Here is a 25,011-nt window from a genome sequence, read left to right as displayed (position 1 = left end):
GCACGCTTCTCACTGCAATACCGGAGTCGTGAAGTGCGCCAGTCATCGCGCGGGCTCGCCCGCCAGCAAGGTTTCACCCTGATCGAGATCATGGTGGTCATCGTGATCATGGGGATTCTGGCCGCTCTGATCGTGCCGCGCGTGCTGGATCGTCCCGACCAGGCGCGCCAGGTCGCCGCGCGCCAGGACATCGGCGGCATCATGCAGGCGCTCAAGCTCTATCGCCTGGACAACGGCCGCTACCCGACCACCGCGCAAGGCCTGCGCGCGTTGGTTGAAAAGCCCGAGGGCGCGTCCAGCTGGCGCGGCTACCTGGACAAGCTGCCCAACGATCCCTGGGGCCATCCCTATCAATACCTGAGCCCTGGCGTCAAAAGCGAAATCGATGTGTTCTCGTTCGGCGCCGACAACAAGCCCGGGGGAGAAGGCGGCGATGCCGACATCGGTTCGTGGGAACTCTGAGCGCGGTTTCACGCTAGTCGAAGTCCTGGTGGTGCTGGTGATCGTGGCCATCGCCGCCAGCATGGTCAGCCTGTCCATCGGCAAAGGCGCCGATCCGTTGCGCGCGGACGCGCAGCGTCTGGCCGACGCCTTCACCGTGGCCGAGGGCGAGGCGCGCAGCGACGGCCGCCCGATCCGCTGGCTGCCCGCCAGCGGCGGCTGGTCGTTCGAGCGCCAGGGGCGCTCGGCCGCGCCCACCGCCCAGGACGATACCCCCCTGCCGATGGACACGCTGGAACGCGACCCGGCGCTGCGGCCGCAGACCTGGCGCGCCGGCCCGGTGCGGTGGCGCCTGACACCCGAGCGGCCGCTGGTCTTCAACACCGAATGGGTGGCCGACCCATTCAGCGTGCAGTTGCGCGCGGGCGATTCGCGCGTGACGCTGACGCGCGATGCCGCCGGACACTATGACATCCACTGACTTTCCCTCCCGCCAGCGCCAGCGCGGCTTCACCTTGATCGAGGTGCTGGTGGCCCTGGCCATCATCGCGGTGGCGATGGGCGCGGCGCTGCGCGCCACCGGTGTCATGGCGGCCAATAATCGCGCGCTGCAGGACAAGACTCTGGCGCTGCTGGCCGCGCAGAACGCGCTGACCCAATTGCGGCTGGAACAGACCCTGCCGCGCGCCGGCACCCGCGTCGTGCCCTGTCCGCAGGGCGCCCTGGCGCTGCAATGCGAACTGGTGTTTACCAATTCGCTCAACCGCAGCTTCCGTCAGGTCGCGGTCAAGGTGCGCGACAGCGCCAATGGCGCCGCCCTGCTGCAGCTGGACGGCCTGCTGTCGGGCCTGCGATGATGCCGCCCCACGCCCGCCCCCGCCGCCAGGCCGGCTTCACCCTGATCGAAGTGCTGGTGGCCCTGGCGCTGATGGCGCTGGTCAGCCTGATGGCCTGGCGCGGCCTGGAGAGCGTTTCCCAAGCGCGCGACTGGATCGCGCGCCAATCCGACGATACCGACGCCATCGTCCGCGCCCTCGGCCAGATGGGACGCGATGTGGAGCTGGCCTACAACGGCCCGTCGTTCGCCGCGCCCGGCCTCGACGACCGCGTCTTCACCTCGGGCGTACGGCTGCTGCGCGGCGCCGCCGGGGCGCAGACCCTGGAGATCCTGCGCCCCGACCCGGACGGCGACGGCCGCTGGCAGCGGGTGCAATGGTCGGTGCGCAAGGACGGCCTGTGGCGCGCCAGCGGCCTCGCGGCCGAACAGGGACCGCTGCCGCCGGTCAACGACGGCGTATTGCTGCTGCCCGGCGTGCGCGTGCTGGCGGTGCGCGGCTGGGTGCCGGGGATGGGCTGGACGGACACGCGCTCGCCCTTCTCCGCCACGCCCGCCGGCATCGAGATCACGCTGGAGCGCGCAGCGGCCGGCGGTGCCCGGCGCTACAGCCGCATCCTGGAGCTGCCGTGAAGCCCCGCCCGCCTTGCCAGCGCGGCGCCGCGGTGGTCAGCGCGCTGATCATCGTGGCCATCGTGGCCGCGCTGACCACCAGCCTGTTCCAGCGCCAGACCGCCAGTACCCGCCGCATCGAGAACGAGATGGCGCGCGTGCAGGCGCGCATGCTGCTGGCTGGCGGCATCGACTGGGCCCGCCTGGTGATCCGCGACCATGGCCGGCGCGAATCGACCACGCGCGGCGACCAGATCTGGGCCACGCCGGTGCTCGACACCCGCATCGAACGCCCCGGCGACGACCGCGTCGCGGTGTTCTCCGGCCAGGTGCAGGACGAACAGGGCAAGTACAACCTCAGCAACCTGGCCAGCCATGGCGTGCCGCAACCGGAACAGGAACAGGTGCTGCGGCGCCTGCTGGCGCTGCAGCGCCTGCCGGACACGCTGGCCACGCGCATCATCGGGATCATCGCCGCCAGCCAGCCACCGGCGCAGCCGGCCGACGCCCCCACCCCGGCGCAGGGCGGCCAGACGCCGCAGGCGCGCGCGCCCCTGCCGCGCGGCATTGACGACGTCAGCGCCCTGCTCGGCCTGGAACCGGCCCCGCGCAACGCCCTGCGCCGCACGATGACGGTGCTGCCGGTGGCCACCAACGTCAACGTCAATACCGCGCCGCCCGAGGTCATCGCGGCGCTGGTGCCCGGCCTGTCGCTCAGCCAGGCGCGCGCCTTGACCGGCGAGCGCGATCGCGGCAATTGGTTCAACAACAACGGCGACTTCGCCAACCGCCTGGCCGCCACCGGCGTCAAGACCCCGGCGCCGGCCGTAACTACGGCCAGCGGCTGGTTCCTGGCCAGCGGCGCGGTCGTTTACGAACGGGCCCGCGTCTCGATGCAGGCGCTGATCCGCAGTGCGCCGCCGGCCGCGCCCGACACCCTCTGGACGAGAGAGAATCCTTGAAGAACTCCCTGCGCATCGCGCTGGTCCCCCTGGCCGAACTCGGCCCCGGTTCCCTGCTGCCCTATGCCTGGTTCGACCGCCGCGGCCGTTGCGCGCGCCAGGGCGAACTGAGCCTGCAGGCCCTGGGGCAGGCCTATCCGCAAGCCGCCTGCGAGGCCGTGCTGCATCCTGGCGACGTCATCACCGCCACGGTGCAGGTGCCCGCCGTGGCCAAGGCCCGCTTCGCCGCCGCCGTGCGCGGCGCGCTCGAACCGCTGGTGCTGAGCGACCTGGACGACCTGGCCATCGGCCACGGCCCGCGCGCCGCCGACGGCCTGGTGCCGCTGGCCTGGGCGCCGCGCGCCGCGGTGCGCCACGCCTGGCACCTGCTGAACGCGCAGGGCCTGCGCACCCGCGCCCTGATCGCGCCGCAGACGCTGGCGCCGGACGAGACGGCGCCGCTGCGCGACCCGGCCGACCCACGCTGGCTCGCGCCCTCGCCATCGTGGTCGCTGGCCATGCCCCAACTGGCGCCCGCGCGTGTCTCGCGCTGGCGGCCGGTCTGGCGCTGGGGCGCGGCCGCCGCGGTGGTATGGATCGGCGGCTTGAACCTGCACGCCGCACAATTGCGCGGCGAGGCCCAGACGCTGCGCGACGACATGCGCCGCCAGGTGCAGGCGGCGTTTCCCGCGATCCCCGTGATCCTGGACCCGGCGCGCCAGGCGCAGCAGGGGCTGGACGCGCTGCGCAGCCGCCGCGGCGGCGCCAACACCGGCGACTTCCTGCCCCTGGCGCGCGCCGCTGCCCAGACACTGCCGTTTGCCGCCGACAACGTCGCGCAGCTGTCGTACAGCGACCAGGCGCTGACCCTGCAACTGGCCGACACCGGCGCCCAGGCGCAGCGCGTGGCCGAAACCCCCGCGCTGATCCAGCAGGCCGCCACACAGGGCCTGAAGCTGGAACGGGGCGATACCGACAACACCTGGCGCATCACGCGCAGCCAACCATGACACTGATCGAACGCCTGGGCGCCCGCTGGCGCGCCACCTGCAAACCCCTGGCCCCGGCCGCCGACCGCGCGCGCCAGCGCTACCAGGCGCTGGCGCCGCGAGAACGGCGGCTGGTCACCGGCGCCGGCCTCCTGCTGGCGCTGGCGCTGGTCTTCACGCTGCTGGTCGAACCCGCGCTCGATACGGCGCGCACGCTGCGCGAGGAGCTGCCGCGCCTGCGTGGCCAGGCCGCCCTCGTGGCCGACCTGACCACCCAGGCGGCGGCCCTGCGCAAACATGCCGCCGCGCCCGCCACCGCCCTGCCGACCGCGGCCGATCTCGGCGCCAGCCTGGCACGCGCCGGCCTGCCGGCCGATCACTGGACGCTGGAACCGCCCGGCCAGGGCGACAGCGTCACGCTGGCCGTGACCGAACTGCCGGCATCGGCGTTGCTGCGCTGGCTGGAAGACAGCACCGCCGACTGGGGGCTGGCGGTCAGGCAGGTCGCCTTGACGCGCGCCACCAATGCCAATGGCCGGCCGCTGCCGGGCCTGGTCAATGGCCGCGTCACGCTGGCCCTGCCGGCGCGCTCCTGATGCGCTGGCCTCGTCTGCCCAAGCACAGCGGCCTGGCGCTGGCCTGCGCCGCCAGCGCCGCGATTGGCGCGATCGCCGTCTTGCCGGCGCGCTGGCTGCTGGCCTGGCTGCCCGCCGATGCTCCGGTAACGCTGGCCGATGCCGGCGGCACGATCTGGAACGGCAGCGCCTGGATCGCGCTGGGTCCGCCCGGCGCGCGCCGCATGCTGCCGCAGGCCGTGCATTGGCAATGGCATTGGTCTTCCTTGACGCTGGAACTGTCGCATCCCTGGCTGCAGGGTCCGCTGCGCGCCAGCCTGGACGGCGGCGGGGTCAGCCTGTCGGCGCAATCGCTGCGCCTGCCGGCAACAGTATTGCCGGCGCTGGGCGCGCCCTGGAACACACTCGCCCCCGAAGGCACGGTCGAAGTCCGGTGGCAGGCGCTGCGCCTGGGCGCGGCGCTGCCCGATGCGCCGCTGGCCGAATTGCGCTGGCGCGATGCCGCCACCGCCCTGTCGCCGCTGGCCCCGATCGGCACCTATGTGTTGCGGCTGCGGGGCAATGGCCGCGCCGGCGCCACCTTGGCGCTCAGCACCGAAAGCGGTCCGCTGGCAGTCACCGGCCAGGGCAGCCTCACCGCGCGCGGCGTGCGCTTCCAGGGCCAGGCGAGCTTTGCCGCCTCGGCCAGTCCAGCCGACCGCGCGGCGCTCGATGGCCTCATGTCGACCCTGGGCCGGCGCAGCCGCGACACGGTGGTATTCGGCACCGGCAAGTAACGCCGCCAAGGCCGGCGCCGCGGACCGCGTGTTGCACACCGGCCACGCGCATGCCTTTGCCAGACCGATTCACACGCCCTCATGCGCGGCGGGTGCACGGAATCTCGGACCGGCTCTCGATTGACGCAAAAATTCATAAAACATAACGTTTTGAATGATTTTTGCAGCCGTGGTTTTCCGCCTTTCCTTCATGCCGTACCGCCCCGTTTCCCTCCGGCGCCCTGCGCGCCAACCCCAGCCGGCCGCGCCCGCCGGATCGATGGCGCGCGGCCAGGCGGCCCGCGGTTCCTGTCCCTTCTGAACACGCCATGACCGGGGCAATGCCCCGCGTGCCTGGCGGTGCCTGCCTCCTGGAACCCGCCCATCCGATGCCTTCATCCATGCCTTCCGTCTTTCCTTCCCGCACGCCTGTCCGACTCGCCGCATTGGCCGCGGCCCTGACCGCCGCCTGGGCCGCCCAGGCTCAGACCGCCCCGGCCAGCGCCGCTCCCATGCTGGCCCCGATCACCGTCATCGACCGCTCCAACCAGGCCTCGACGCGGCCCGGCGCGCTGCGCGACGAACTCGTCAAGACCGAATCCATCAGCGAACGCGCCATCGAGAAAGCGGGCGCCACCAACGTCAACGAAGCGCTCGACAAGAATCCCGGCATCGCCGTCCAGGTCGAATGCTCGATCTGCAACGTCCGCAACATCCTGCTCAACAACCTGCCCGGCCGCTACACCACATTGATGATCGACGGCGTGCCGATCTTTTCCTCGGTTTCCTCGGCCTACGGGCTGGACAGCGTCAGCGTCTACGGGGTCGAGCGCATTGACGTGGCGCGCGGCGCCGGCGCCAGCCTGATCGCGCCCGAAGCCCTGTCCGGCTCGGTCAACATCGTCACCAAGCGCCCCACCGAGGCCGAGAACCGCGCCCGGCTGCAGATCGGCAGCTATGGCTCGCGCCAGGGCGATGCCTACCTGGCGCGGCCATTCGCGGGCGGCGCCATCACCGCGACGCTCAACTACAACACGCACGATTCCGTCGATGCCGACCACAACGGCATCTCCGAGTACACCGGCTACGACCGCCGCCTGGGCGGCATCGGCTTCTTCCTGGACGACGCCGGCGGCTTCAAGGTGCGCGGCCGGCTCGACGTGGTCAACGAAAAGCGCGGCGGCGGCGCCCTCGGCACGGATTATTCGGCCATCAAGCACAGCACCACGGGCAATCCCTTCGACTGGCGCGGCGGGGTGCATGGCTCGCCCGACCGCGACGGCTGGGTCAATCCCGCCGACGGCAGCATCCAGGCCTACGACAAAGGCCCCGGCGGCGATCGCGGCGGCCGTGGCGGCATGTCCGAGATCATTTTCACCGACCGCGTGCAGTTCCTCTCCACCGGTGAAAAGCGCTTCGGCGACAGCCTGCTGCGGCTGGCCGTGGGCGCGGCCGAGCACAAGCAGGACAGCTTCTACGAGCTGGCCACCTACATCGCCCGCCAGAAGCAGTACTACGCCGAGGCCAGCTGGCAGACGCCGATCGCGGGCTGGCTGACCACCCTGGGCGCCAACTTCCGCTATGAAGACCTGCGCAGCCACGGCAGCATGGAAGACGGCACCCCGGTAAGCGGCGTCGACGACTACACCTACCGCACCCCGGCCCTGTTCTTGCAGGCCTACCGCGCGCTGCTGGACGACGCGCTCGAGATCAACGGGTCCGTGCGCTACGACCGCCACAACGTCTTCGGCGGCATCACCTCGCCGCGCCTGAACGCGCTCTACCACCATAGCGACCGGCTCTCGAGCCGCTTGAGCGTCGGCAAGGGGTTCCGCGCGCCCACCAGCTTCTTCGAGCAGGAACACGGCATCCTCAACACCATCCGCATCGACCGCCAGATCACCAAGCCCGAAGAATCGCTCAACGCCAGCTACGCGCTCAACTACGCCGACGACCGCCTCGCAGTGACCGGCTCGTACAACTACAACCGCATCAAGAACTTCGCCATGCTCGACCCCGACCAGCACGACGCGGACGGCAACGACATCACGCTGTTCTCCAGCTCCGGCCAGCCGGTCATCGTGCAGGGCGTGGACCTGACGATGTCCTACCTGCTGACGCCGGCCCTGAGCGTGATGGCGGCGGCCGAGGCGTTCAACTACCGCTTCCCCGCCAAGACGCTGACCTTCGCGCGTCCCAACGCCAAGGCCTACCTGGGCCTGGACTACGATCGCGGCAACTTCGACTTCAACGCCAAGCTGGTCTGGACCGGCCCGATGAACCTGCGCAAGTTCCACGACGACGGCTCGGGCCAGCAGAACCGCTACAACCTGGACGGCACGCCCAAGCGCGAGAAAAGCCCCGGCTTCTTCACCCTCGACCTGCGGGGCGAGTACGCCGTCAACAAGCACTTCACGCTCTACGCCGGGGTCGACAACCTGTTCGACTACAAGCAGTCCGACAAGGAAAGCGCCCTGTTCGTCAACGGTGACGGCGACCTCGACGTCATCCAGTTGTGGGGCCCCAGCCGCGGACGCTACCTGTACGCCGGCACCAAGCTGAGCTTCTGATGCGCCGCATTCTCCCGAGGGCCTGCCTGGCGCTGTGCGCGGCGCCCCTGATCGCCGGCGCCGAGTCCTGGCCGGCGGGGCCGGCGTGGGACTTTTCGCTGCCCGCGCTGGACGGCGGCCGCTTCGTGCGGCTGGCAGCCCTGCCCGGGCCGGTGCTGGTCAACTTCTGGAGCCGCGATTGCCCGCCGTGCGTCACCGAACTGCCGCGGCTGCAACGCTTCGCCGACGCCCATCCGGCGTGGACGGTGCTGCTCGTCAGCACCGACAGCCCGGCCGCCGCCACCGAATTCGTGCAACGCCAAGGCGTGCGCCTGCCGGTGCTGCGCCCAGGCGCCAACGTCGCGGCCCTGATGCGCGCCGCCGGCAACCGCGGCGGCGCCCTGCCCTTCACCGTGGCAACCCGGATCGGGCGCATCTGCGCGGGGCAACTCGGCGCCCTGTCCGGCGCGGACCTGCAACGCATCGCCCGCGGCTGTGAGGCGGCGCCGGCCAAGCCGGCCGCGACAACGCGCTGAACCGCCCCGGCGCGCCGCGCACTCACGCGTCGCGCGTCACCCGCAGGATCTCTTCCGGCGACGTTTCCCCGCTTTGCACCCAGCGCGCACCATCCTCGCGCATGCTCAGCATGCCCGCGGCGCTGGCAGCGCGGCGTAGCTCGCGTTCGTCGCTGCCCTCGTGGATCAGGCGGCGCGCCGCGTCATCGACCGTGAACAGTTCATGGATGCCGGAACGGCCCGCATAGCCCGTATGGTTGCAGGCCTCGCAGCCAACCGGCTGGAATACCCGCGCGCCATCCTGCATCGCCGGCCTCTTGCAGGCCGGGCACAGCTTTCGCACCAGGCGCTGGGCCAGCACGCCCAGCAGCGACGACGACAACAGAAAGGGCTCCACGCCCATGTCGGTCAGGCGCGTCACCGCCGACACCGCGTCGTTGGTGTGCAGCGTGGCCAGCACCAGGTGGCCGGTGAGCGAGGCCTGCACCGCGATCTGGGCGGTCTCCAGGTCGCGGATTTCACCGATCATGATGACGTCCGGGTCCTGCCGCAGGATGGCCCGCAGCGCCAGCGCGAAACTCATGTCGATCTTGGCGTTGACCTGGGTCTGGCTGATGCCGGGCAGGTCGTACTCGATCGGATCTTCCACGGTCAGAATATTGCTGGTGGAGGCATCCAGCCGGCTCAACGCCGCATACAGCGTGGTGGTCTTGCCGCTGCCGGTGGGCCCGGTCACCAGCACAATGCCGTGCGGCTGGCGGATCAGGCGGTCGAGCTGGCGCAGCACGCCGGGCGCCATGCCCAGCTTCTCCAGCTGCAGCCGGCCGGCTTCCTTGTCCAGCAGGCGCAGCACCGCGCGCTCGCCGTGGCCGGTGGGCAGAGTCGATACGCGCACGTCGATCGGCCTGCCGCCCACCCGCAGCGCGATGCGGCCATCCTGCGGCAGGCGCTTTTCGGCGATGTCCAGGTGCGCCATGATCTTGATGCGCGAGATCAGCGCCGCGTGCAGCGCCTTGCGCGGCGAGACCACGTCGCGCAGCGTGCCGTCGACGCGATAGCGCACCACCGAGTGGGTCTCGAACGGCTCGATGTGGATATCACTGGCGCCATCGCGCGCCGCCTGCGCGAACAGCGCGTTGATCATGCGGATCACCGGCGCGTCGTCCTGCGCATCCAGCAGGTCGGCCACCTCGGGCATATCCTGCAACAGGCGGTCCAGGTCGATCTCGTTTTCGGCCACGCCCATCACCGAGGCAGCGTCCTCGGCGTGGCTGTAGGCCGCCGCCAGCAGGGTTTCCAGCGCCTCGTCGTCGACCTGCGCGACGGCGATATCGCCATGGCAGCGGCGGATCTCGCGCACCGCCCAGTCCGGGGTGCGCGGGCTGACGGTCAACTGCGCGTGGCCGGCGCGCAGCGACAGTACCGCCCGCTGCGTCCGCGCCCACGCATAGGGCAAGGGATGCGCGCTCATAGATGCGAGACCAGTTCGCCCTTGAAGCCCAGTTCCTTGAGCAGCGCGGTGGCGGTCGAAATGGTGCCGGGGTCGCGCGACACCTGGCTGCGCACCACGTAGCCCATGCCGCCGGGCCCGGGCTGCACGTAGGCCTGCAGGCCGCTGGCCTGGACCCGCCGGGCGATGCCGTCGGCCTCGCCGCGCGTCTTGACCGAAGCGAACTGCAAGGTCGCGCTGCTGGTATCGACCTCTCCATACAGCGAAGCGGGATCGCGCGCCACGCTCACGCCCAGCGGCAGATTGGCGCGGATCGGCAGCGACGGATCGCTGGTCTGGCGCGCGGCCGGATACTGGCGCACCGCGAACGACTCGACCGTGACCGGCGGCGGCCGCCGCATGGTCTCGGCCAGGTGCTCGGGCCGCATGTCATAGGCATTGTTCGACACCGACGGCGCCGCCCCCGGCGGCGGCAGCATCGGCGCCTGCATGTCCGGCAACAGCCAGTGCCCGCCCGGCTGCGCGATGCCCTGGGCACGGCGCATGTAGTCGTAGCGGTCCATCGTCACGCCCGCGCTCTGGCGCGCATCGCGCACCACGTATGGCCGCAGGAACACCATCAGGTTGGTCTTGGTGCGCTTGCGGCTGTCGTACTTGAACAGCGAGCCCAATACCGGAATCGAACTCAGGCCCGGCACATTGTTGGAGGTCAGCGTCACGTTGTCTTCCAGCAGGCCGCCCAGCACGATGATCTGGCCGTCGTCGATCAGCACGCTGGTGTCGATGGCGCGCTTGTTGGTGACGATGCCGGTAGTGGCCGTCGAACGGCTCTCGTCGATGCTGCTGACTTCCTGGTAGATGTCCAGCTTGACCGCGCCACCTTCGGAAATCTGCGGCCGGATGTTCAGCTTCAGGCCGACGTCCTCGCGCTGGATGGTCTGGAACGGGTTGTTGTTGTTGCCGCCGCTGGTGACATACTGCCCGGTCACGAATGGCACCGTCTTGCCCACCAGGATGCTGGCTGACTGGTTGTCCAGCGTCAACAGGTTCGGCGTGGACAGGATGTTGGCCTCGCCGCTGTTCTGCATGGCGCGGGCCAGCACGCCCAGGTTGATGACCTTGTTGCCCAGTACGTCGACCGTGCCCTTGACCAGGCCCAGGCTCAGCCCGCTGCCCAGCGCGTCGATCGAGGTCGGGCCGCTGCCCGACAGGCCGCTGCCGCCCAGGTTGGTGCCGCCGATGAAGCTGGTGCCGCCGCTGTTGATGTTGCCGGCGCCCGTCATCCACTGGATGCCGAACTCGGCCGCCGCCTGTTCGCTGACCTCGACGATCAGGCTCTCGACCAGCACCTGCGCGCGGCGCTGGTCGAGCTGGTCGATCACTTCGCGCAGGCTGCGGTACAGCGGTTCGGGCGCCGCGATGATCAACGAATTGGTGGCCGGATCCGCCTGGATCGTCGCGCCACCGGCGGAATACGACACCGCCTGGTTGCCGGAATCGTCGCGCGCGATGCGGTCCTGATCACCCGACAGGCCGCCCTTGGCGCTGCCGGATGCGTTCGAGTTGGAAGACATGCCCAACCCGGAATTGGCGTTGCCGCCGGACCCTTGCGCCGGCCGGTTGCCGCCGCCCTGGCCGACGGCGCCGCCGCTGCCGCCCGCCGGGTTCGCGCCCGGCGCCGAGTTGGCCTGCCCGGTCAACAGCCCGCCCAGCACTTCGGCGATGCGCGTGGCCTGGGCATTGCGCATGTAGACCACGTGCAGATTGCCGGAGCGGTTCTGCTGCGCGTCCAGCTTCATGATCAGGTCGCGCGCCAGGCGCGTGCGCGCCGGGCTGCCCGCGCGGATCAGCACGCTATTGCTGCGCGGATCGGCCACCACGGCGATGCGCTGCGTCGGGTCGCTGCTCTGCGTATCCAGCAGTTGCGACGCCAGGATGGCGATGTCCGACGCAATGCCCGAGCGCACCGGCACCACATCGGTGTCGATCGAACTGGGCACGTCGATGCGCGCGATCACGGCCGCGATACGCTCGAGGTTGTCGGCATAATCGGTCACCACCAGCGTGTTGTTGCCGGGGTATGCATTGATGGGATTGTTGGGCGGCACCATCGGGCGCAGCACCGGCACCAGGTTGGCCGCGTTCTCGTACTTCAACGGGAATACGCGCGTCAGCATCTCGCCGCTATTGCCGGAACCGCCGCGCGCGAAGGCCGCGACCGGCACCGGTCCCTTGGCCGCGCCGCCCGAGGCGGGCGCGGGCCGCGTATCGCCCACCACCGCGCTGCCCTGCAGCTTGGCATCGGCCTCGGGCACCACGCGCGTCACGCCATCCACATCGACAATGGCGAACCCCTGCAGCCGCAGCGCGCCGGTCAGCATCGACAGCGCCTGGGCGCTGTCGACCGGCCGGTCCGACACCAGCGTGAGCTTGCCCTTCACCCGGGGATCCACCAGGAAATTGCGCTTGGTGAACAGCGACAGCGCACGCAGCACGGCGGGGATATCCGTGTCGACGAAGTTCAGGCTGACGCGATTGTCCGCCTGTTGAGCATGGGCCTTGCCGGCCATGGGTCCGAGTTGGCTTGCCGCGAGCAAGACCGCAAGGCTGAGTTGCGCGATGTGACGCATGACGAGATGTGCCTGAGACGTGAAGTCGTGTGAAAAAACGTGAAAGCGCGTCGGAGTATACGGGGTGACACTGCAACACTACGGTCATAATCGAAAGGCAAGGTGACGGGCTGCAAAGCCTTTATTTATGCGCCTTTGCGCCAACCGGCGCAGGCCCGCCGACCCCTCTCACCATGCCATCCTTTCGTTACGAAGCGACTGACGCGCTCGGCAAAATCGTGCATGGCACGATCGATGCCGACAGCGAGCGCGGCGCCCGCAACCAGCTGCGCGGCCGCGGCCTGCTGCCGCTTTCCACCTCGCCCGCGGCGCGCGCCGAAGGGCTCGGCGCGGCGTTGCGCACGCGCCTGTCGGACGCCGACCTGGCCTGGCTCACGCGCCAGCTCGCCAGCCTGCTTGCCGCGCGCCTGCCACTGGACGCGGCCCTCGGCGCCACGCTGGAACAAGCGGAAAAAAAACACATCGCCACCACGCTCGAAGGCGTGCGCGACGATGTACGCGCGGGCCATCGCCTGTCCGCCGCGCTGGCCTCGCGTCCGCGCGACTTCCCCGAGATCTACCGCGCCTTGATCGGCGCCGGCGAAGAATCCGGCGATCTGGCGCAGGTGATGGAAAAACTGGCGGACTACATCGAAGAGCGCAACACCCTGCGCAGCAAGGTCATGACGGCATTCATCTACCCCGCCGTGGTCGCCTGCGTCTCGGTCATCATTGTGATCTTCCTGCTGGGCTACGTGGTGCCGCAGGTGGTGTCCGCCTTCAACCACGCCAAGCAGCAGCTGCCGCTGCTGACCCGCATCATGCTGGCCCTGTCGGACTACGTGCGCGACTGGGGCCTGGCCACCGGCGCCGCCATCGCGCTGGCCATCATGTTGTGGCGCTACTCCCTGCGCGTGCCCGCCGCGCGCCGCGCCTGGCATGCCCGCGTGCTGCGCCTGCCGCTGGCCGGCCGCTTCGTGCTCGGCGTCAACGCCGCCCGCTTCGCTTCGACCCTGGCCATCCTCTGCGGCAGCGGCGTCGCCCTGCTCACCGCCCTGGACGCCGCCCGCCGCACCCTCGGCAACGACGTGCTGCGCGGCGCCGTCGACGAGGCGGCGGCGCGCGTGCGCGAAGGCGCCTCGCTGTCGGCCTCGCTGGCGGCGCAGAAAGCCTTCCCGTCGCTGCTGATCCACCTGATCGCCAGCGGCGAAAAAACCGGCCAGTTGCCCGAACTGCTGGAGCGGGGCGCCCAGAACCTGTCACGCGACCTGGAACGCCGCGCCATGGCCATGACCGCCCTGCTCGAACCCGCGCTGATCCTGCTGATGGGCGGCTTCGTGCTGTTGATCGTGCTGGCCGTGATGATGCCGATCCTGGAGATGAACCAGTTGATCCGGTAGGCGCGCAAAGAAGGCGCCAACGCGACTGTCCCGGGCGCGCGCCGCGCGCGGCCAAACGCAGGCGGCCACCGCGGCAACGCGTCAATTCTCAAAGGTGGCTGCCCGGCGGGCGGCCCAGGAACGCACCGGCCAACGCAAAAAAACTTCGGGGGGCCATTGCAGCCCCCCGAACGTCAAGCAAGCGATTTCAGGCGCGGATCAAAGCGCCTCTTCGTCGCTCTCCCCGGTCCGAATCCGGATGGCCTGCTCGACCGGCGTCACGAAGATCTTGCCGTCGCCAATCTTGCCGGTGCGGGCGGCCTTCACCACCGCCTCGATCGCCGCCTCGACCTGGTCATCCGGCAGCACCACCTCGACACGGATCTTCGGCAGGAAATCCACCACATACTCCGCCCCGCGGTACAGCTCGGTATGCCCTTTCTGGCGCCCGAACCCCTTCACTTCGGTCACGGTCAGGCCGCTGACGCCGACCTCGGCCAGCGCCTCGCGGACTTCGTCGAGCTTGAAGGGTTTGATGATGGCGGTGACTTGTTTCACGTTGGTCGTCCTGATTGTTCGATCTGTTGCGGCGCCCTGGATGAATTGTCGGACCAGGGCGCGATGATTGAGAGAATACCACCGGCGCCCGGCCCGCCAAGCCCGGCCTTGCCCGTGCCGGGAAAACCCGCAGGCCCGCCGCGCCGTTCAGCCTGGCGGCGCTTGGTCCGGAATCCGGTCGGCATCGCGCATCCACACCACCGACTCGGAATCGCTCGGGGCGCGCCAGTCGCCGCGCGGCGACAGCGACCCGCCCGACCCCACCTTGGGCGCGTTCGGCACGCAGGTACGCTTGAACTGGCTGAGGCGGAAGAACCGGTCCAGAAATATCTTGAGATTGCGCTTGATCGCTGCCAGGTCGTATTGGTTGCGCGCCACATGGCCGCCTTCCGGCCAGGCGCCGGCATCACGGTCGCGCCAGGCCGCCAGCGCCAGGAACGCCACCTTGGTCGGCGCGAAGCCGTAGCGCAGCGTGTAGTACAGGTTGAAATCCTGCAACTCGTAGGGGCCGATGGTGTCTTCGCTTTTCTGGGTCGGCTTGCCGTCGTCGCCGCCCGGCACCAGTTCGGGGCTGACATCCGTGCCCAGCACGTCCAGCAGCACGGCCGCGCCGGCCTCGCCCAGACGGCCGGATTCGGCCACCCAGCGCACCAGATGCGTGATCAGCGTCTTGGGCACGCTGGCGTTGACGCTGTAGTGCGACATGTGGTCGCCCACGCCGTAGGTGCACCAGCCCAGCGCCAGCTCGCTCAGGTCGCCCGTGCCGATGACGATGGCGTTGTTGAAATTGGCGATACGGAACAGGTGGTTGGTACGCTCGCCGGCCTGCACGTTCTCGAAGGTGATGTCGTACACCGGCTTGCCGTCGGCATAGGGATGGCCGAGATCCTTGAGCATCTGCAGGCAACTGGGGCGGATGTCGACCTCGGAGGCCGTGCAACCCACCACCGCCATCAGCTGGCGCGCCTGATGCAGCGTGCGCGTGCTGGTGGCAAAACCCGGCATGGTCACGGCCAGGATATTGGCGCGCGGCAGCCCCAGCGTATCCATGGCCTGGGCGCAGACCAGCAGCGCATGGGTCGAGTCCAGCCCGCCCGAGATGCCGATGACCACCTTGGACATGCCGCTGGCCGACAGCCGCTGCGCCAGCGCCTGCACCTGGATGTTGTAGACCTCCTTGCAGCGCTCGTCCCGGCGCCGGGCGTCGGCCGGCACGTAGGGAAAGCGCGCCACGCGCCGCTCCAGCGGCAGCTCGGTGTCCTCCAGCGGCGCCGCCACCGGCACCCGCACCGGGCGGAACTTGCGCACTTCGTCGCGATGGCGCCGCGCCGAGTGACCGAAGGTGGTCTGGTGCATGCGCTCGCGCGACAGGCGCTCCAGGTCCACATCGGAGAACAACAGGTGCGATTCGTTCAGGAAGCGTTCGGACTCGCCCAGCAGCTCGCCGTTTTCGTAGATCAGGGCCTGGCCGTCCCAGGCCAGGTCGGTGGACGATTCGCCCCGGCCGGCTGAGGTATACATGTAGGCCGCCAGGCAGCGCGCCGACTGCTGCGCCACCAGTTGGTGGCGGTAGGCCGACTTGCCGACCACGATGTTCGAGGCCGACAGGTTCACCAGCACCGTGGCGCCGGCCAGCGCCGCGAACGAGGACGGCGGGATCGGGACCCAGACGTCTTCGCAGATTTCGACGTGGAACTGGAACAACGGCAGCTTTTCCATCTGGAACAGCAGCTCGGCGCCGAACGGCACGGTCTGCTCCAGCAGGCGGATCTCGGTGGCGACGGCGCAATCGGCCGCGCTGAACTGGCGCGCTTCGTAGAACTCGCTGTAGTTGGGCAGGTAGCTCTTGGGCACCACGCCCAGGATGCGGCCCCCGGCGATCACCACGGCGCAGTTATACAGCTGGTGCGCCACCCGCAGCGGCGCGCCGACGATGACGGCGATGTCCAGTTCGGCCGTGGCCCGCGCCACCTGGTCCAGCGCCGCCTCGCAGGCATCCAGCAGGGCCTTCTGGTGGAACAGGTCGTCGCAGGTGTAGGCCGACAGGCCGAGTTCGGGAAACGCCACCAGCACGGCGCCGCCCTGGGCCGCCTGCTGCGCCAGCGCGATGGTCTGCGCGGCGTTGAAGGCGGGATCCGCCACCCGGCATTCGGGCACGCCCACGGCGACCCGGGCGAAGCCGTGGGAATACAGATTGAAAAACGGGTTCGACATCGGATCTATCGCCTGGGGCGCCTTGATACGGAACGGGCCTGCTTCAGGCCCGGGGAATCCAACCGGGCCATTATCTCACGGCGTCAGGCGCCGGACGGCGGCGCCTGGCGCGCCGCATCGGACGGGTGTTGTGCCTGTTCGGCGGCCAGCGCGGCCTGGATGGCGCCGTCGCGCAGGGACCTGCCCATGGCGCCGATATCCGCGCCCGACGGTTGCTGGTACAGCCGCAGCCCCAATTCCGGCAGGATCGCCAGCAGATGGTCGAAGATATCGCCCTGGATGCGCTCGTACTCGACCCAGGCGGTAATCGCGGTAAAGCAATAGACCTCGACCGGGATGCCATCGGCGGTGGGTTCCATCATGCGCACCATCATCGCCATGTCCTGGCGCACCTCGTCGTTCTGCTTCAGGTAGGCCAAGGCATAGGCGCGGAAGGTGCCGATATTGGTCAGCCGGCGGCGATTGGCCGGCACGCTGGCCAGCTCGCCCATGGTCTGGTTGGCCTGGGCAATGTCCTGGGTCTTGACCCGCAGGTAGTCGTGCAACAGCCGGAAGCGCATCAGGCGCTGGGCCTCTTCGTCGCTCAGGAAGCGCACGCTGCCGGCGTCGATGCGCAGGGTGCGCTTGATGCGCCGGCCGCCGGACTCGAACATCTGGCGGTAGTTGCGGTAACTCTCGGAAAACAGCTTGTAGGTCGGCACCGTGGTGACAGTGTTGTCCCAGTTCTGCACCTTGACCGTGTGCAGGGCGATGTCCTTGACGAAACCGTCGGCATTGGACTGCGGCATCTCGATCCAGTCGCCGATGCGCAGCATGTCGTTGCTGGTGAGCTGGGTGCTGGCCACCAGCGACAGCAGCGTGTCCTTGAACACCAGCAACAGCACCGCCGACAGCGCGCCCAGACCGGAGATCATCCACAGCGGCGAGCGGTCGATCAGAATCGACAGCACCAGCACCGTGCATACCGCCATCAGGATCAGCTTGCTGATCTGGATGTAGCCCTTGATCGAGCGGGTCTGCGCCCGCGTGGTGGCCGAATAGGTGTCCTGCCAGGCGCTCAATACCCCGGAAAACGCCACGAACACGCAGATCCAGGCGCCAGCGTGCGCCAGCCGCCCGACCAGGGAGGCGGCCTTCTCGACGTGCGGCACCAGGTCGATGCCCACCGACACCACCGCGAACGGCACCGCGTACCAGAAGTTCTGGTACGCGCGGCGGCGCTGCAGGGCCGTGTCCCAGGCTTCGTGGCCGCTGACCACCAGCAGCCGGTGCGCCAGCAGCAGCACCACCCGCGCGACCACCCACTGGACGAACAGCGCGATCAGGATCAGCACGCCGATGCCGACCAGCGTTTGCGCCCACGGCTGGTGTGGCATGTAGGTATCGAGTTCGGTGGCCAGCTGTTCCCATTCCATGGGCATAGGTCGTGTGCTCTCTTCTGATGTGCGGATGAGGTCGGGCGGCGCGCGGCCCGGCTTGCAGGGGCCCCGGCCGCTGGATATGACCCTGAATTATCCGACAACTCGGGCCGGCGCAGGTTTCCAGCGGCAACAGCGCGCGCCGGGCGCGCGGCCCCGGCCCGCCGCGATTCGTCAGCCGCCCGGGGCAGGCCCTATAATCCCCGCCATCATGGCAAACACTCCCTCCCCCGATCAAGACCAGTTCGCCAACAAGGCGCAGGCCTGGTCCGCCCGGTTCTCGGAACCGGTTTCCGAACTCGTCAAACGCTACACGGCGTCCGTGGACTTCGACAAGCGCCTGGCGCGCGTCGACATCCAGGGTTCGCTGGCGCACGCCGACATGCTGGCGGCCCAGGGCATCATCGGCGCCCAGGACCTGGCCGACATCCAGCGCGGCATGGCCCAGATCCTGGCCGAAATCGACGCCGGCAGCTTCCAGTGGCTGCTCGACCTCGAAGACGTGCACCTGAACATCGAAAAGCGCCTGGTCGAGCTGGTCGGCGATGCCGGCAAGCGCCTGCACACCGGCCGCTCGCGCAACGACCAGGTGGCCACCGACATCCGCCTGTGGCTGCGCGGTGAAATCGACACCCTGATCGACCTGCTGCGCCAGTTGCGCCACGCCCTGGCCACGGTGGCGCTGGACAACGCCGCGACCATCATGCCCGGCTTCACCCACCTGCAGGTGGCCCAGCCCGTCACTTTCGGTCACCATCTGCTGGCGTATGCCGAGATGTTCGGCCGCGACGCCGAGCGCCTGGCCGACTGCCGCCGCCGCGTCAACCGCCTGCCGCTGGGCGCCGCCGCCCTGGCCGGCACCTCGTTCCCGATCGACCGCGAACGCGTCGCCAAGACCCTGGGCTTTGACGGCGTCTGCCGCAACTCGCTCGACGCCGTCTCCGACCGCGACTTCGCCATCGAGTTCTGCGCCGCCGGCGCGCTCATCATGACGCACGTCTCGCGCCTGTCCGAAGAACTGGTGCTGTGGATGAGCCCGCGCGTCGGCTTCATCGACCTGGCCGACCGTTTCTGCACCGGCAGCTCGATCATGCCGCAGAAGAAGAACCCCGACGTGCCCGAGCTGGCGCGTGGCAAGACCGGCCGTGTCAACGGCAACCTGGTTGCCCTGCTGACCCTGATGAAGGGCCAGCCCCTGGCCTACAACAAGGACAACCAGGAAGACAAGGAAGGCCTGTTCGACACCGTCGACACCGTGCGCGATACCCTGACCATCTTCGCCGACATGGCCGCCGGCATCCAGGTCAAGGCCGACAACATGCGCGCCGCCGCGCTGCAGGGCTTTGCCACCGCCACAGACCTGGCCGACTACCTGGTCAAGCGCGGCGTGCCGTTCCGCGACGCCCACGAAGTGGTGGCCCATGCCGTGCGCGACTGCGAACAGCGCGGTTGCGACCTGGCCGACTTGTCGCTGGACGAGCTCAAGGCCTATCACGCGACCATCGGCGATGACGTGCACCAGGTGCTGACGCTGGAAGGCTCGGTCGCCGCGCGCAAGCACGTGGGCGGCACCGCCCCCGAGCGCGTGGCCGAGGAAGCCCGCCGCGTGCTGCAGGAAACGGCGGCGCAGTAAGCCGGCGGCTCCCTGGCAGGAAAGCAGCGGCCCCGGATTACCGGGGCCGTTTTTCATGAATCGCCGCTGTGTGCGACAACGGGGGGAGGCGTCAGACGAGCGAAACCTCCAAACGCCGTCCAAGCTGCTCCAGCGCCGACTCGACCTGCTCGATCCGGGATGCGTGCCGCACATCCAGCAGGCGATCCACTTGCGGCATGTGCACGCCCATGCGGCGAGCCAACTCCGCCTTGCGCACCCCTTGCTGGATCATCTCGTTGGACAGGAACACTTTGCTGGTAACGAGTGCCGGCAAGGTCACCGACGCCTGCCCCGCACGCGCGGAAGACGGCATGGGAATAGGCCGGCGCGCGTCGAAGTAGATTTCGAGCGCCGCCTCGAGCGCTTCGCGGGCGTTGATCCCGGCCTCTCGCTTATCGTCGCCTACTGTGAGGGCTTCCGGGATGTCAGGAAACCGCACGAGCCACGTTCGATTGGAGTCAAGCGTGAGGGTATACGGATAGGTCAGCATTCGAGCCTCCCGGTTACCGAGCTGGGTATAAAGAAGAGAAAGCAGGAGCCGGCCGTCGACCGCATTGAATCCGTCGTTTCATTTCAATCCGAGCTGCTTCTTGATTTCATGTTCAAGGTGCTTACCCATTTCCCTGGAACCAGGGTACGGAAAGATCGTCGTGACACCGTTCAACGTGACCCGGAAATGACTGCTTCCAGAACGATGCGCGACAAAAACCGCGCCTTGCCGCTCGAGCCATTTTTTGAATTCGCTGTATTTCATGGCCCACGCGGCGTACAGACAAGCTTAAACAATAAAGTTGTCTAAGAAAACATAAATGTTGTGCTCGCCAGCTACTGCCATGACGGACTTCCGAAGCGTATCCGCTGGCAAGCCATGCCAGTGGATTAGGCGACGTTTAGCGGAACAAATTACCTGTCACCGCGTGTCATTCCTCGTTGCGGATCTCGCACAAGCGGCGGGGACAGGTTCGCTATGATGGGCGCTTTTCCACTCAGCCCCTCCCCCATGCCAGCCCTGCGCGCGTCCTGGGTCCCGTCGCCCCTGTCCCGTCCGGCCATCCTGGCGGCCGCCTGCCTGCTGGCGCTTGCCGCCCAGCCCGCCGCCCAGGCACAGACGGCGCGCAAGCCGTCGCCGTACGAAAACGTGATCGAACCCGTCAAGGCCCGCCCGCTGACGCCCGCCGAGATCGCGGCGCGCAAGGCCGAGGATGCGCGCCGCGGCGGCCCGGCCTTCATGGCCCGGGTCGAGAACGAAGCCGCCTTCCGCCAGTTGGCCCGGGTCTACAACGCCGGCACGCCGCTGGAAATCCCGCACGTGCTGTTCGTGATCGACCGCCAGCGCGATAACCGCATCTATTACCTGGACACGCCGCGCTACGGGCTGCACGAGACGTTCGCGCGCGAGCGGCGCCTGCTGCCGGGCAAGGACCGGGCGGCACTGACCGCGCAATACAAGGATCCCCACCGCCGCCTGCTGTTCGGCACCCTGAGCTGGCAGCGCGACCTGCCGGGCTACACCTACGAGTTCTGGGAAGGCGACCGCCTCACGCCGGCGCTGCTGAAACTTGCTGACGAGACCGTGGCCCAGAGCTTCTACGCCCCGGTGCGCTTCAAGACCAACTCGACCCTGCACGAACAGGCCGCCACCCAGACCGGACTGACCTTCGTGACCCAGGAAGCCCTGCTGCGCGAACAGACCTTCCTGCCGCTGAACCCCGGCAGCGCGCAGGGCCGGCTGCGCATCGTCGCCTCGGTCGAGGCCACGCCCGACCTCAAGCGCGACGACATCGTGGTGCTGGACGAACTGCCGATCGCCATCCCGCCCGTGGCCGGCCTGATCACGCAGCGCCCGTCCACGCTGCTGTCGCACGTCAACCTGCTGGCCAAGGGTTGGGGCATTCCCAACGCCTACGTGCGCGACGCCGCCAGCGCCCTGCGCCAGTACGACGGCCAGTGGGTCACGTTGACGGTCAGCGGCAACGACTACCAGGTGCGTCCCACCGACAGGCCCGCCACTCAACCGCCGGCGACGCCGCCCAAGCCGCGCGCGCGGCTGCCCAAGCCGGACCTGACCGTGCGGGCGCTCCAGCCGCTGGATGCCCTGGCCGTGCGCGACCGCCGCCATTGCGGCGTCAAGGCCGCCAACCTGGGCGCGCTGCGGTCGGCCCTGCCGCCGGCCGCCAGCGTGCCGGACGGCTTCTGTATCCCGTTCGCGCAATACGCCGCCTTCATGCAGCGGCTGAACGTGGCGCAACGCCTGGCCGCGCTGGAGCAGCGCCCCGACTTCATCGCCGACGCCGACGTGCGCCGCAAGGAACTGGCGGCGCTGCGCCAGGACATCATGCAGGCCGCGCCCGACGCGGCGCAGGCCCATTCCTGGCGCGCGCTGTGGCAATCGCGCCTGCAAGGCCGCGGCGTATTCGTGCGCAGTTCGTCCAATTCCGAGGACCTGCCCGGCTTCAGCGGCGCCGGGCTGTACACCACAGTGCCCAACGTCACCCAGCCCGAGGCGCTGGCCAAGGCCGTACAGACGGTGTGGGCCTCGGTCTACAACTTCGACGCCTACGAGGCGCGGCGCGCGGCCGGCATCGGCCACGACGCGGTGGTGATGGCGGTGCTGGTGCAACTGGCGGCGCCGTCCGACAGTTCCGGCGTCATGATCACGCGCGACCCGTTCGACGCCAGCCGCCGCCATGTCACCTACCTCTCGGCCAAGCGCGGCCTGGGCATCAAGGTGGTGGAAGGCAAGCGCCAGGCCGAACAGGTGATGTATTCCAGCTGGTCCAAGGCGGTGCAGGTGCTGAGCCGCTCGGCCGAGGACACGCAACTGGTGGCGGACGCCAGCGGCGGCGTGCGCGAGGTGCCGATCGCGCCCGACGCGCGCCAGGTGCTGAACGACGCGCTGGTCGCGCGCCTGGCCGCCGTGGGCCGGCAGGTCAAACAGCGCCTGGGCAAGGTCGACCAGGACATCGAATGGGCGGTGGTCGGCGACCGGATCATCATCCTGCAGGCGCGGCCCTACATCGACGCGCGCCGCTAGCGGACGCACAGGAAAAAGCCGCGGCGGCGGGCAAGACGCCCGCCCACCGCGGCCTCGGATTCACCGCCCCGGCTCAGACGTGCAGCGCGTGCCCCAGCGCCTTGAGCGCGGCTTCCTGCACCGCCTCGCCCAGGGTCGGGTGGGCATGTATCGTGCCCGCCACATCCTCCAGCGTCGCGCCCATTTCGAGCGACTGGCCGAAGGCCGTCGACAACTCCGACACGCCCCGGCCCACCGCCTGCCAGCCCACGACCAGGTGGTTGTCGCGGCGCGCCACCACCCGCACGAAGCCGTCGGTGGATTCCAGCGTCATGGCGCGGCCGTTGGCGGCGAACGGGAACGACGCCGCCAGGCAGTCCAGCCCGGCCGCCTCGGCCTCGGCCGGCGACAGGCCGGCCACCACCACTTCGGGATCGGTGAAGCACACCGCCGGGATCGCGGCCGGCTGGAAGTGGCGGCGCTTGCCCGCCACCAGCTCGGCCACCATCTCGCCTTGCGCCATGGCGCGGTGCGCCAGCATCGGCTCGCCGGCGATGTCGCCAATGGCCCAGACGTCGCGCATGGAAGTGCGGCACTGGTCATCGATGCGCAGCGCGTTGCCCTTGCGGTCCAGCTGCAGGTTTTCCAGGCCCCAGCCTTGCGTGCGCGGACGCCGGCCAACGGCGATCAGCACCCGGTCGGCGGGCAGCGCGGTTTCGGCGCCGCTGGCGTCCTGGATCCGCACCGCCGTGCCGGCGCCATTGAGCCCCAGCACCTTGCGGCCCAGGTGCAGCTCGACGCCCAGCCGGGCCAGCGCGGCCGCCACCGGCTTGGTGAGCTCGGCGTCGTAGGTCGGCAGGATGCGGTCCTGCGCCTCGACCACGGCCACCTCGGCGCCCAGCTTGCGGTACACCGTCCCCAGCTCCAGGCCGATGTAGCCGCCGCCCACCACCACCAGCTTCTTCGGAATGTCGGCCGGCGACAGCGCCTCGGTCGAGGACACCACCATGCCGCCGAACGGCACCGACGGCAACGGCGTCGGCTCGGAACCGGCCGCCAGCAGCAGATGCTCGCACTGGATGCGCAGGCGGCTGCCGTCGGCGCTTTCGACCTCGGCGGTCTTGCCGTCCAGCAGGCTGGCCCAGCCGTGCACGACCTGCACGCCGTTCTTCTTGAGCAGCGCGCCCACGCCGCCGGTCAGCTTGCCGACGATGCCGTCCTTCCAGGCCACGGTGCGGCCGATGTCGATGGCGGGCGCCGACACCGAGATGCCCAGCGCCGACTGGCCGGCGTAATGGCGCGCCTTGTCGAATTCCTCGGCCGCGTGGATCAGCGCCTTGGACGGGATGCAGCCGATGTTCAGGCAGGTGCCGCCCAGGCGGTCGCCTTCGACCAGGATGGTGGGCACGCCCAGTTGCCCGGCGCGGATCGCGGCCACATAGCCGCCAGGTCCGCCGCCGATCACCAGCAGGGTTGTCGTCTTGGTAGTCTGGCTCATGCTTACTCCACGAAAAGCAGCGCGGGTTGTTCCAGCAGCGCGCGCACGGCCTGGATGAAGCGGGCCGCGTCCATGCCGTCGACCACGCGGTGGTCGAACGAGGACGACAGGTTCATCAGCTTGCGCGCCACCACGGCGCCATTGCGGAAGGCGGGCCGCTCGACGATGCGGTTCACGCCCACGATGCCGACCTCGGGATGGTTGATGACCGGCGTGGTGACGATACCGCCCAGCGGTCCCAGGCTGGTGATGGTGATGGTCGAGCCCGACAATTCATCGCGCCCGGCGCTGCCGGCGCGCACCGCCTGCGCCAGCCGGCCGATCTCGGCCGCCATCGACCACAGGTCGCGGGTTTCGGCGTGGCGCATCACCGGCACCATCAGGCCGCCGTCGCTCTGCGTGGCGATGCCGATGTGCACTGCGCCGTAACGCGTCACCTGGCCGGCCTCGTCGTCATAGCGGGCGTTGATCTGCGGAAAGTCGCGCAGCGCGATCACCATGGCCCGGGCCAAGAGCGGCAGCAGCGTCAGCTTGCCGCGCGACTCGCCGAACTTCGCGTTCAGGCTGACGCGCAGGTCTTCGAGGTCGGTGACGTCGATTTCCTCCACGTAGCTGAAGTGCGGAATGCGGCGCTTGGATTCGGCCATCTTCTGCGCGATCTTGCGGCGCAGGCCGATCACCGGCACCTGCTCCTCGTCGTTGCGCTCGGCGTAGGCCGGGCCGCGCGCGGCCGTGGCCGCGCCCTGCCCTTGCAGGTAGGCGTCCAGGTCTTCGTGCAGAACGCGGCCGGCCGGGCCGCTGCCATGCACGAAACGCAGCTCGATGCCCAGGTCCCAGGCGCGCTTGCGCACCGCCGGCGAAGCCAGCGGCTTCTCGCCCGGCTGGCGCGCCGCGGTGGGGGCCTGGCGCGTGGCGGCCGCGGGGCGGGATGGCGCGGATGGCGCAGCGGCGGGCGACTGGAGCGACGCGGCGATCTGGCCGGCGACGCCGCCAGCCGGCGCCTTGT

General features: G+C 69.4%; 22 protein-coding genes. 13 read left to right on the top strand and 9 right to left on the bottom strand.

The window, feature by feature from the left end:
* Positions 1–33 precede the first annotated feature (33 nt).
* From gspG to HV701_RS18925, 10 genes are all read left to right on the top strand, one after another.
* The gene (gspG, locus tag HV701_RS18970) at positions 34–462 is read left to right on the top strand and encodes a type II secretion system major pseudopilin GspG (RefSeq protein ID WP_336885408.1); all 429 of its coding nucleotides are present in this window, start codon (positions 34–36) and stop codon (positions 460–462) included.
* Positions 434–922 carry a type II secretion system minor pseudopilin GspH gene (gene gspH, locus HV701_RS18965; RefSeq protein WP_175134567.1) on the top strand — a complete coding sequence of 163 codons (489 nt, stop codon included), beginning with the start codon at positions 434–436 and terminating at the stop codon, positions 920–922. The genes gspG and gspH overlap by 29 nt, the downstream gene beginning before the upstream one ends.
* Positions 909–1,298 (top strand): type II secretion system minor pseudopilin GspI, encoded by a 390-nt coding sequence (gene gspI / locus HV701_RS18960; RefSeq protein WP_175134566.1) that lies wholly within the window; start codon positions 909–911, stop codon positions 1,296–1,298. The genes gspH and gspI overlap by 14 nt, the downstream gene beginning before the upstream one ends.
* Positions 1,295–1,909: a prepilin-type N-terminal cleavage/methylation domain-containing protein gene (locus tag HV701_RS18955; RefSeq protein ID WP_175134565.1), complete on the top strand. Its 615-nt coding sequence runs from the start codon at positions 1,295–1,297 to the stop codon at positions 1,907–1,909. The genes gspI and HV701_RS18955 overlap by 4 nt, the downstream gene beginning before the upstream one ends.
* The gene (gene gspK / locus HV701_RS18950; RefSeq protein ID WP_175134564.1) at positions 1,906–2,850 is read left to right on the top strand and encodes a type II secretion system minor pseudopilin GspK; all 945 of its coding nucleotides are present in this window, start codon (positions 1,906–1,908) and stop codon (positions 2,848–2,850) included. The genes HV701_RS18955 and gspK overlap by 4 nt, the downstream gene beginning before the upstream one ends.
* The gene (gene gspL / locus HV701_RS18945) at positions 2,847–3,839 is read left to right on the top strand and encodes a type II secretion system protein GspL (protein ID WP_175134563.1); all 993 of its coding nucleotides are present in this window, start codon (positions 2,847–2,849) and stop codon (positions 3,837–3,839) included. The genes gspK and gspL overlap by 4 nt, the downstream gene beginning before the upstream one ends.
* Positions 3,836–4,414, top strand: coding sequence for a type II secretion system protein GspM (gene gspM, locus HV701_RS18940; RefSeq protein WP_175134562.1), 579 nt, complete (start codon positions 3,836–3,838; stop codon positions 4,412–4,414). The genes gspL and gspM overlap by 4 nt, the downstream gene beginning before the upstream one ends.
* The gene (gspN, locus tag HV701_RS18935; RefSeq protein ID WP_175134561.1) at positions 4,414–5,169 is read left to right on the top strand and encodes a type II secretion system protein N; all 756 of its coding nucleotides are present in this window, start codon (positions 4,414–4,416) and stop codon (positions 5,167–5,169) included. Before gspM ends, gspN begins: the two co-directional genes overlap by 1 nt.
* 425 nt (positions 5,170–5,594) lie before the next feature.
* Positions 5,595–7,718 carry a TonB-dependent receptor plug domain-containing protein gene (locus tag HV701_RS18930; protein WP_254595213.1) on the top strand — a complete coding sequence of 708 codons (2,124 nt, stop codon included), beginning with the start codon at positions 5,595–5,597 and terminating at the stop codon, positions 7,716–7,718.
* Positions 7,718–8,233, top strand: coding sequence for a TlpA family protein disulfide reductase (locus tag HV701_RS18925; RefSeq protein ID WP_175134559.1), 516 nt, complete (start codon positions 7,718–7,720; stop codon positions 8,231–8,233). The genes HV701_RS18930 and HV701_RS18925 overlap by 1 nt, the downstream gene beginning before the upstream one ends.
* 22 nt (positions 8,234–8,255) lie before the next feature.
* Here the strand turns inward: HV701_RS18925 and gspE are convergent, their stop codons facing one another.
* Positions 8,256–9,683, bottom strand: coding sequence for a type II secretion system ATPase GspE (gene gspE, locus HV701_RS18920; RefSeq protein WP_175134558.1), 1,428 nt, complete (start codon positions 9,681–9,683; stop codon positions 8,256–8,258).
* Positions 9,680–12,292: a type II secretion system secretin GspD gene (gene gspD / locus HV701_RS18915; protein ID WP_175134557.1), complete on the bottom strand. Its 2,613-nt coding sequence runs from the start codon at positions 12,290–12,292 to the stop codon at positions 9,680–9,682. Before gspD ends, gspE begins: the two co-directional genes overlap by 4 nt.
* Positions 12,293–12,465: 173 nt before the next feature.
* On the opposite strand from gspD, the gene gspF reads away from it, so the two are divergent.
* Positions 12,466–13,671, top strand: coding sequence for a type II secretion system inner membrane protein GspF (gspF, locus tag HV701_RS18910; protein WP_175134556.1), 1,206 nt, complete (start codon positions 12,466–12,468; stop codon positions 13,669–13,671).
* Positions 13,672–13,869: 198 nt separating this feature from the next.
* On the opposite strand, the gene HV701_RS18905 is transcribed toward gspF, so the two are convergent.
* The 3 genes from HV701_RS18905 to HV701_RS18895 form a co-directional block, all read right to left on the bottom strand.
* Positions 13,870–14,208 (bottom strand): P-II family nitrogen regulator, encoded by a 339-nt coding sequence (locus tag HV701_RS18905; protein ID WP_006386376.1) that lies wholly within the window; start codon positions 14,206–14,208, stop codon positions 13,870–13,872.
* A gap of 147 nt (positions 14,209–14,355) precedes the next feature.
* A complete protein-coding gene (locus HV701_RS18900) occupies positions 14,356–16,422 on the bottom strand; it encodes an NAD(+) synthase (protein ID WP_175134555.1) in 2,067 nt (688 codons plus the stop codon).
* An 83-nt stretch (positions 16,423–16,505) separates the two neighbouring features.
* On the bottom strand, positions 16,506–17,837 hold the full coding sequence (locus HV701_RS18895) for a mechanosensitive ion channel family protein (protein ID WP_175134554.1): 1,332 nt from the start codon (positions 17,835–17,837) through the stop codon (positions 16,506–16,508).
* 214 nt (positions 17,838–18,051) lie between these two features.
* On the opposite strand from HV701_RS18895, the gene argH reads away from it, so the two are divergent.
* On the top strand, positions 18,052–19,473 hold the full coding sequence (argH, locus tag HV701_RS18890) for an argininosuccinate lyase (protein WP_175134553.1): 1,422 nt from the start codon (positions 18,052–18,054) through the stop codon (positions 19,471–19,473).
* Between the two features lie 91 nt (positions 19,474–19,564).
* Here the strand turns inward: argH and HV701_RS18885 are convergent, their stop codons facing one another.
* Together HV701_RS18885 and HV701_RS18880 are read right to left on the bottom strand one after the other, a co-directional pair.
* Complete coding sequence (locus tag HV701_RS18885) at positions 19,565–19,984, bottom strand: type II toxin-antitoxin system HicB family antitoxin (RefSeq protein ID WP_006394354.1); 420 nt, start codon at positions 19,982–19,984, stop codon at positions 19,565–19,567.
* Between the two features lie 78 nt (positions 19,985–20,062).
* Positions 20,063–20,248 carry a type II toxin-antitoxin system HicA family toxin gene (locus HV701_RS18880; protein ID WP_175134552.1) on the bottom strand — a complete coding sequence of 62 codons (186 nt, stop codon included), beginning with the start codon at positions 20,246–20,248 and terminating at the stop codon, positions 20,063–20,065.
* A gap of 246 nt (positions 20,249–20,494) precedes the next feature.
* Here HV701_RS18880 and HV701_RS18875 point away from each other — a divergent pair, with 246 nt between their 5' ends.
* Positions 20,495–22,528, top strand: a complete 2,034-nt coding sequence (locus HV701_RS18875; protein ID WP_175134551.1) for a PEP/pyruvate-binding domain-containing protein — start codon at positions 20,495–20,497, stop codon at positions 22,526–22,528.
* Between the two features lie 73 nt (positions 22,529–22,601).
* On the opposite strand, the gene lpdA is transcribed toward HV701_RS18875, so the two are convergent.
* Together lpdA and HV701_RS18865 are read right to left on the bottom strand one after the other, a co-directional pair.
* Complete coding sequence (gene lpdA / locus HV701_RS18870) at positions 22,602–24,005, bottom strand: dihydrolipoyl dehydrogenase (protein ID WP_175134550.1); 1,404 nt, start codon at positions 24,003–24,005, stop codon at positions 22,602–22,604.
* 2 nt (positions 24,006–24,007) lie between these two features.
* The coding region (locus HV701_RS18865) for a dihydrolipoamide acetyltransferase family protein (protein ID WP_254595212.1) at positions 24,008–25,011 on the bottom strand (1,004 nt) is incomplete at its 5' end.

This window comes from Achromobacter pulmonis, assembly GCF_902859765.1.
Lineage (GTDB): Bacteria > Pseudomonadota > Gammaproteobacteria > Burkholderiales > Burkholderiaceae_B > Achromobacter > Achromobacter pulmonis.
Note: the sequence above shows the minus strand (reverse complement) of the source record. Positions and strands in the feature narration are given on the sequence as shown.

What these genes read in the sequence shown, in the direction of transcription:
- gspE (WP_175134558.1), bottom strand. Translation starts at nt 9,683, where the DNA reads ATGAGCGCGCATCCCTTGCCCTATGCGTGGGCGCGGACGCAGCGGGCG.
- HV701_RS18875 (WP_175134551.1), top strand. Translation starts at nt 20,495, where the DNA reads ATGCCAGCCCTGCGCGCGTCCTGGGTCCCGTCGCCCCTGTCCCGTCCG.
- gspF (WP_175134556.1), top strand. Translation starts at nt 12,466, where the DNA reads ATGCCATCCTTTCGTTACGAAGCGACTGACGCGCTCGGCAAAATCGTG.
- gspI (WP_175134566.1), top strand. Translation starts at nt 909, where the DNA reads ATGACATCCACTGACTTTCCCTCCCGCCAGCGCCAGCGCGGCTTCACC.
- lpdA (WP_175134550.1), bottom strand. Translation starts at nt 24,005, where the DNA reads ATGAGCCAGACTACCAAGACGACAACCCTGCTGGTGATCGGCGGCGGA.
- HV701_RS18925 (WP_175134559.1), top strand. Translation starts at nt 7,718, where the DNA reads ATGCGCCGCATTCTCCCGAGGGCCTGCCTGGCGCTGTGCGCGGCGCCC.
- gspN (WP_175134561.1), top strand. Translation starts at nt 4,414, where the DNA reads ATGCGCTGGCCTCGTCTGCCCAAGCACAGCGGCCTGGCGCTGGCCTGC.
- gspH (WP_175134567.1), top strand. Translation starts at nt 434, where the DNA reads ATGCCGACATCGGTTCGTGGGAACTCTGAGCGCGGTTTCACGCTAGTC.
- HV701_RS18955 (WP_175134565.1), top strand. Translation starts at nt 1,295, where the DNA reads ATGATGCCGCCCCACGCCCGCCCCCGCCGCCAGGCCGGCTTCACCCTG.
- HV701_RS18895 (WP_175134554.1), bottom strand. Translation starts at nt 17,837, where the DNA reads ATGGAATGGGAACAGCTGGCCACCGAACTCGATACCTACATGCCACAC.
- gspD (WP_175134557.1), bottom strand. Translation starts at nt 12,292, where the DNA reads ATGCGTCACATCGCGCAACTCAGCCTTGCGGTCTTGCTCGCGGCAAGC.
- HV701_RS18880 (WP_175134552.1), bottom strand. Translation starts at nt 20,248, where the DNA reads ATGAAATACAGCGAATTCAAAAAATGGCTCGAGCGGCAAGGCGCGGTT.
- argH (WP_175134553.1), top strand. Translation starts at nt 18,052, where the DNA reads ATGGCAAACACTCCCTCCCCCGATCAAGACCAGTTCGCCAACAAGGCG.
- HV701_RS18900 (WP_175134555.1), bottom strand. Translation starts at nt 16,422, where the DNA reads ATGTCGAACCCGTTTTTCAATCTGTATTCCCACGGCTTCGCCCGGGTC.
- gspM (WP_175134562.1), top strand. Translation starts at nt 3,836, where the DNA reads ATGACACTGATCGAACGCCTGGGCGCCCGCTGGCGCGCCACCTGCAAA.
- HV701_RS18885 (WP_006394354.1), bottom strand. Translation starts at nt 19,984, where the DNA reads ATGCTGACCTATCCGTATACCCTCACGCTTGACTCCAATCGAACGTGG.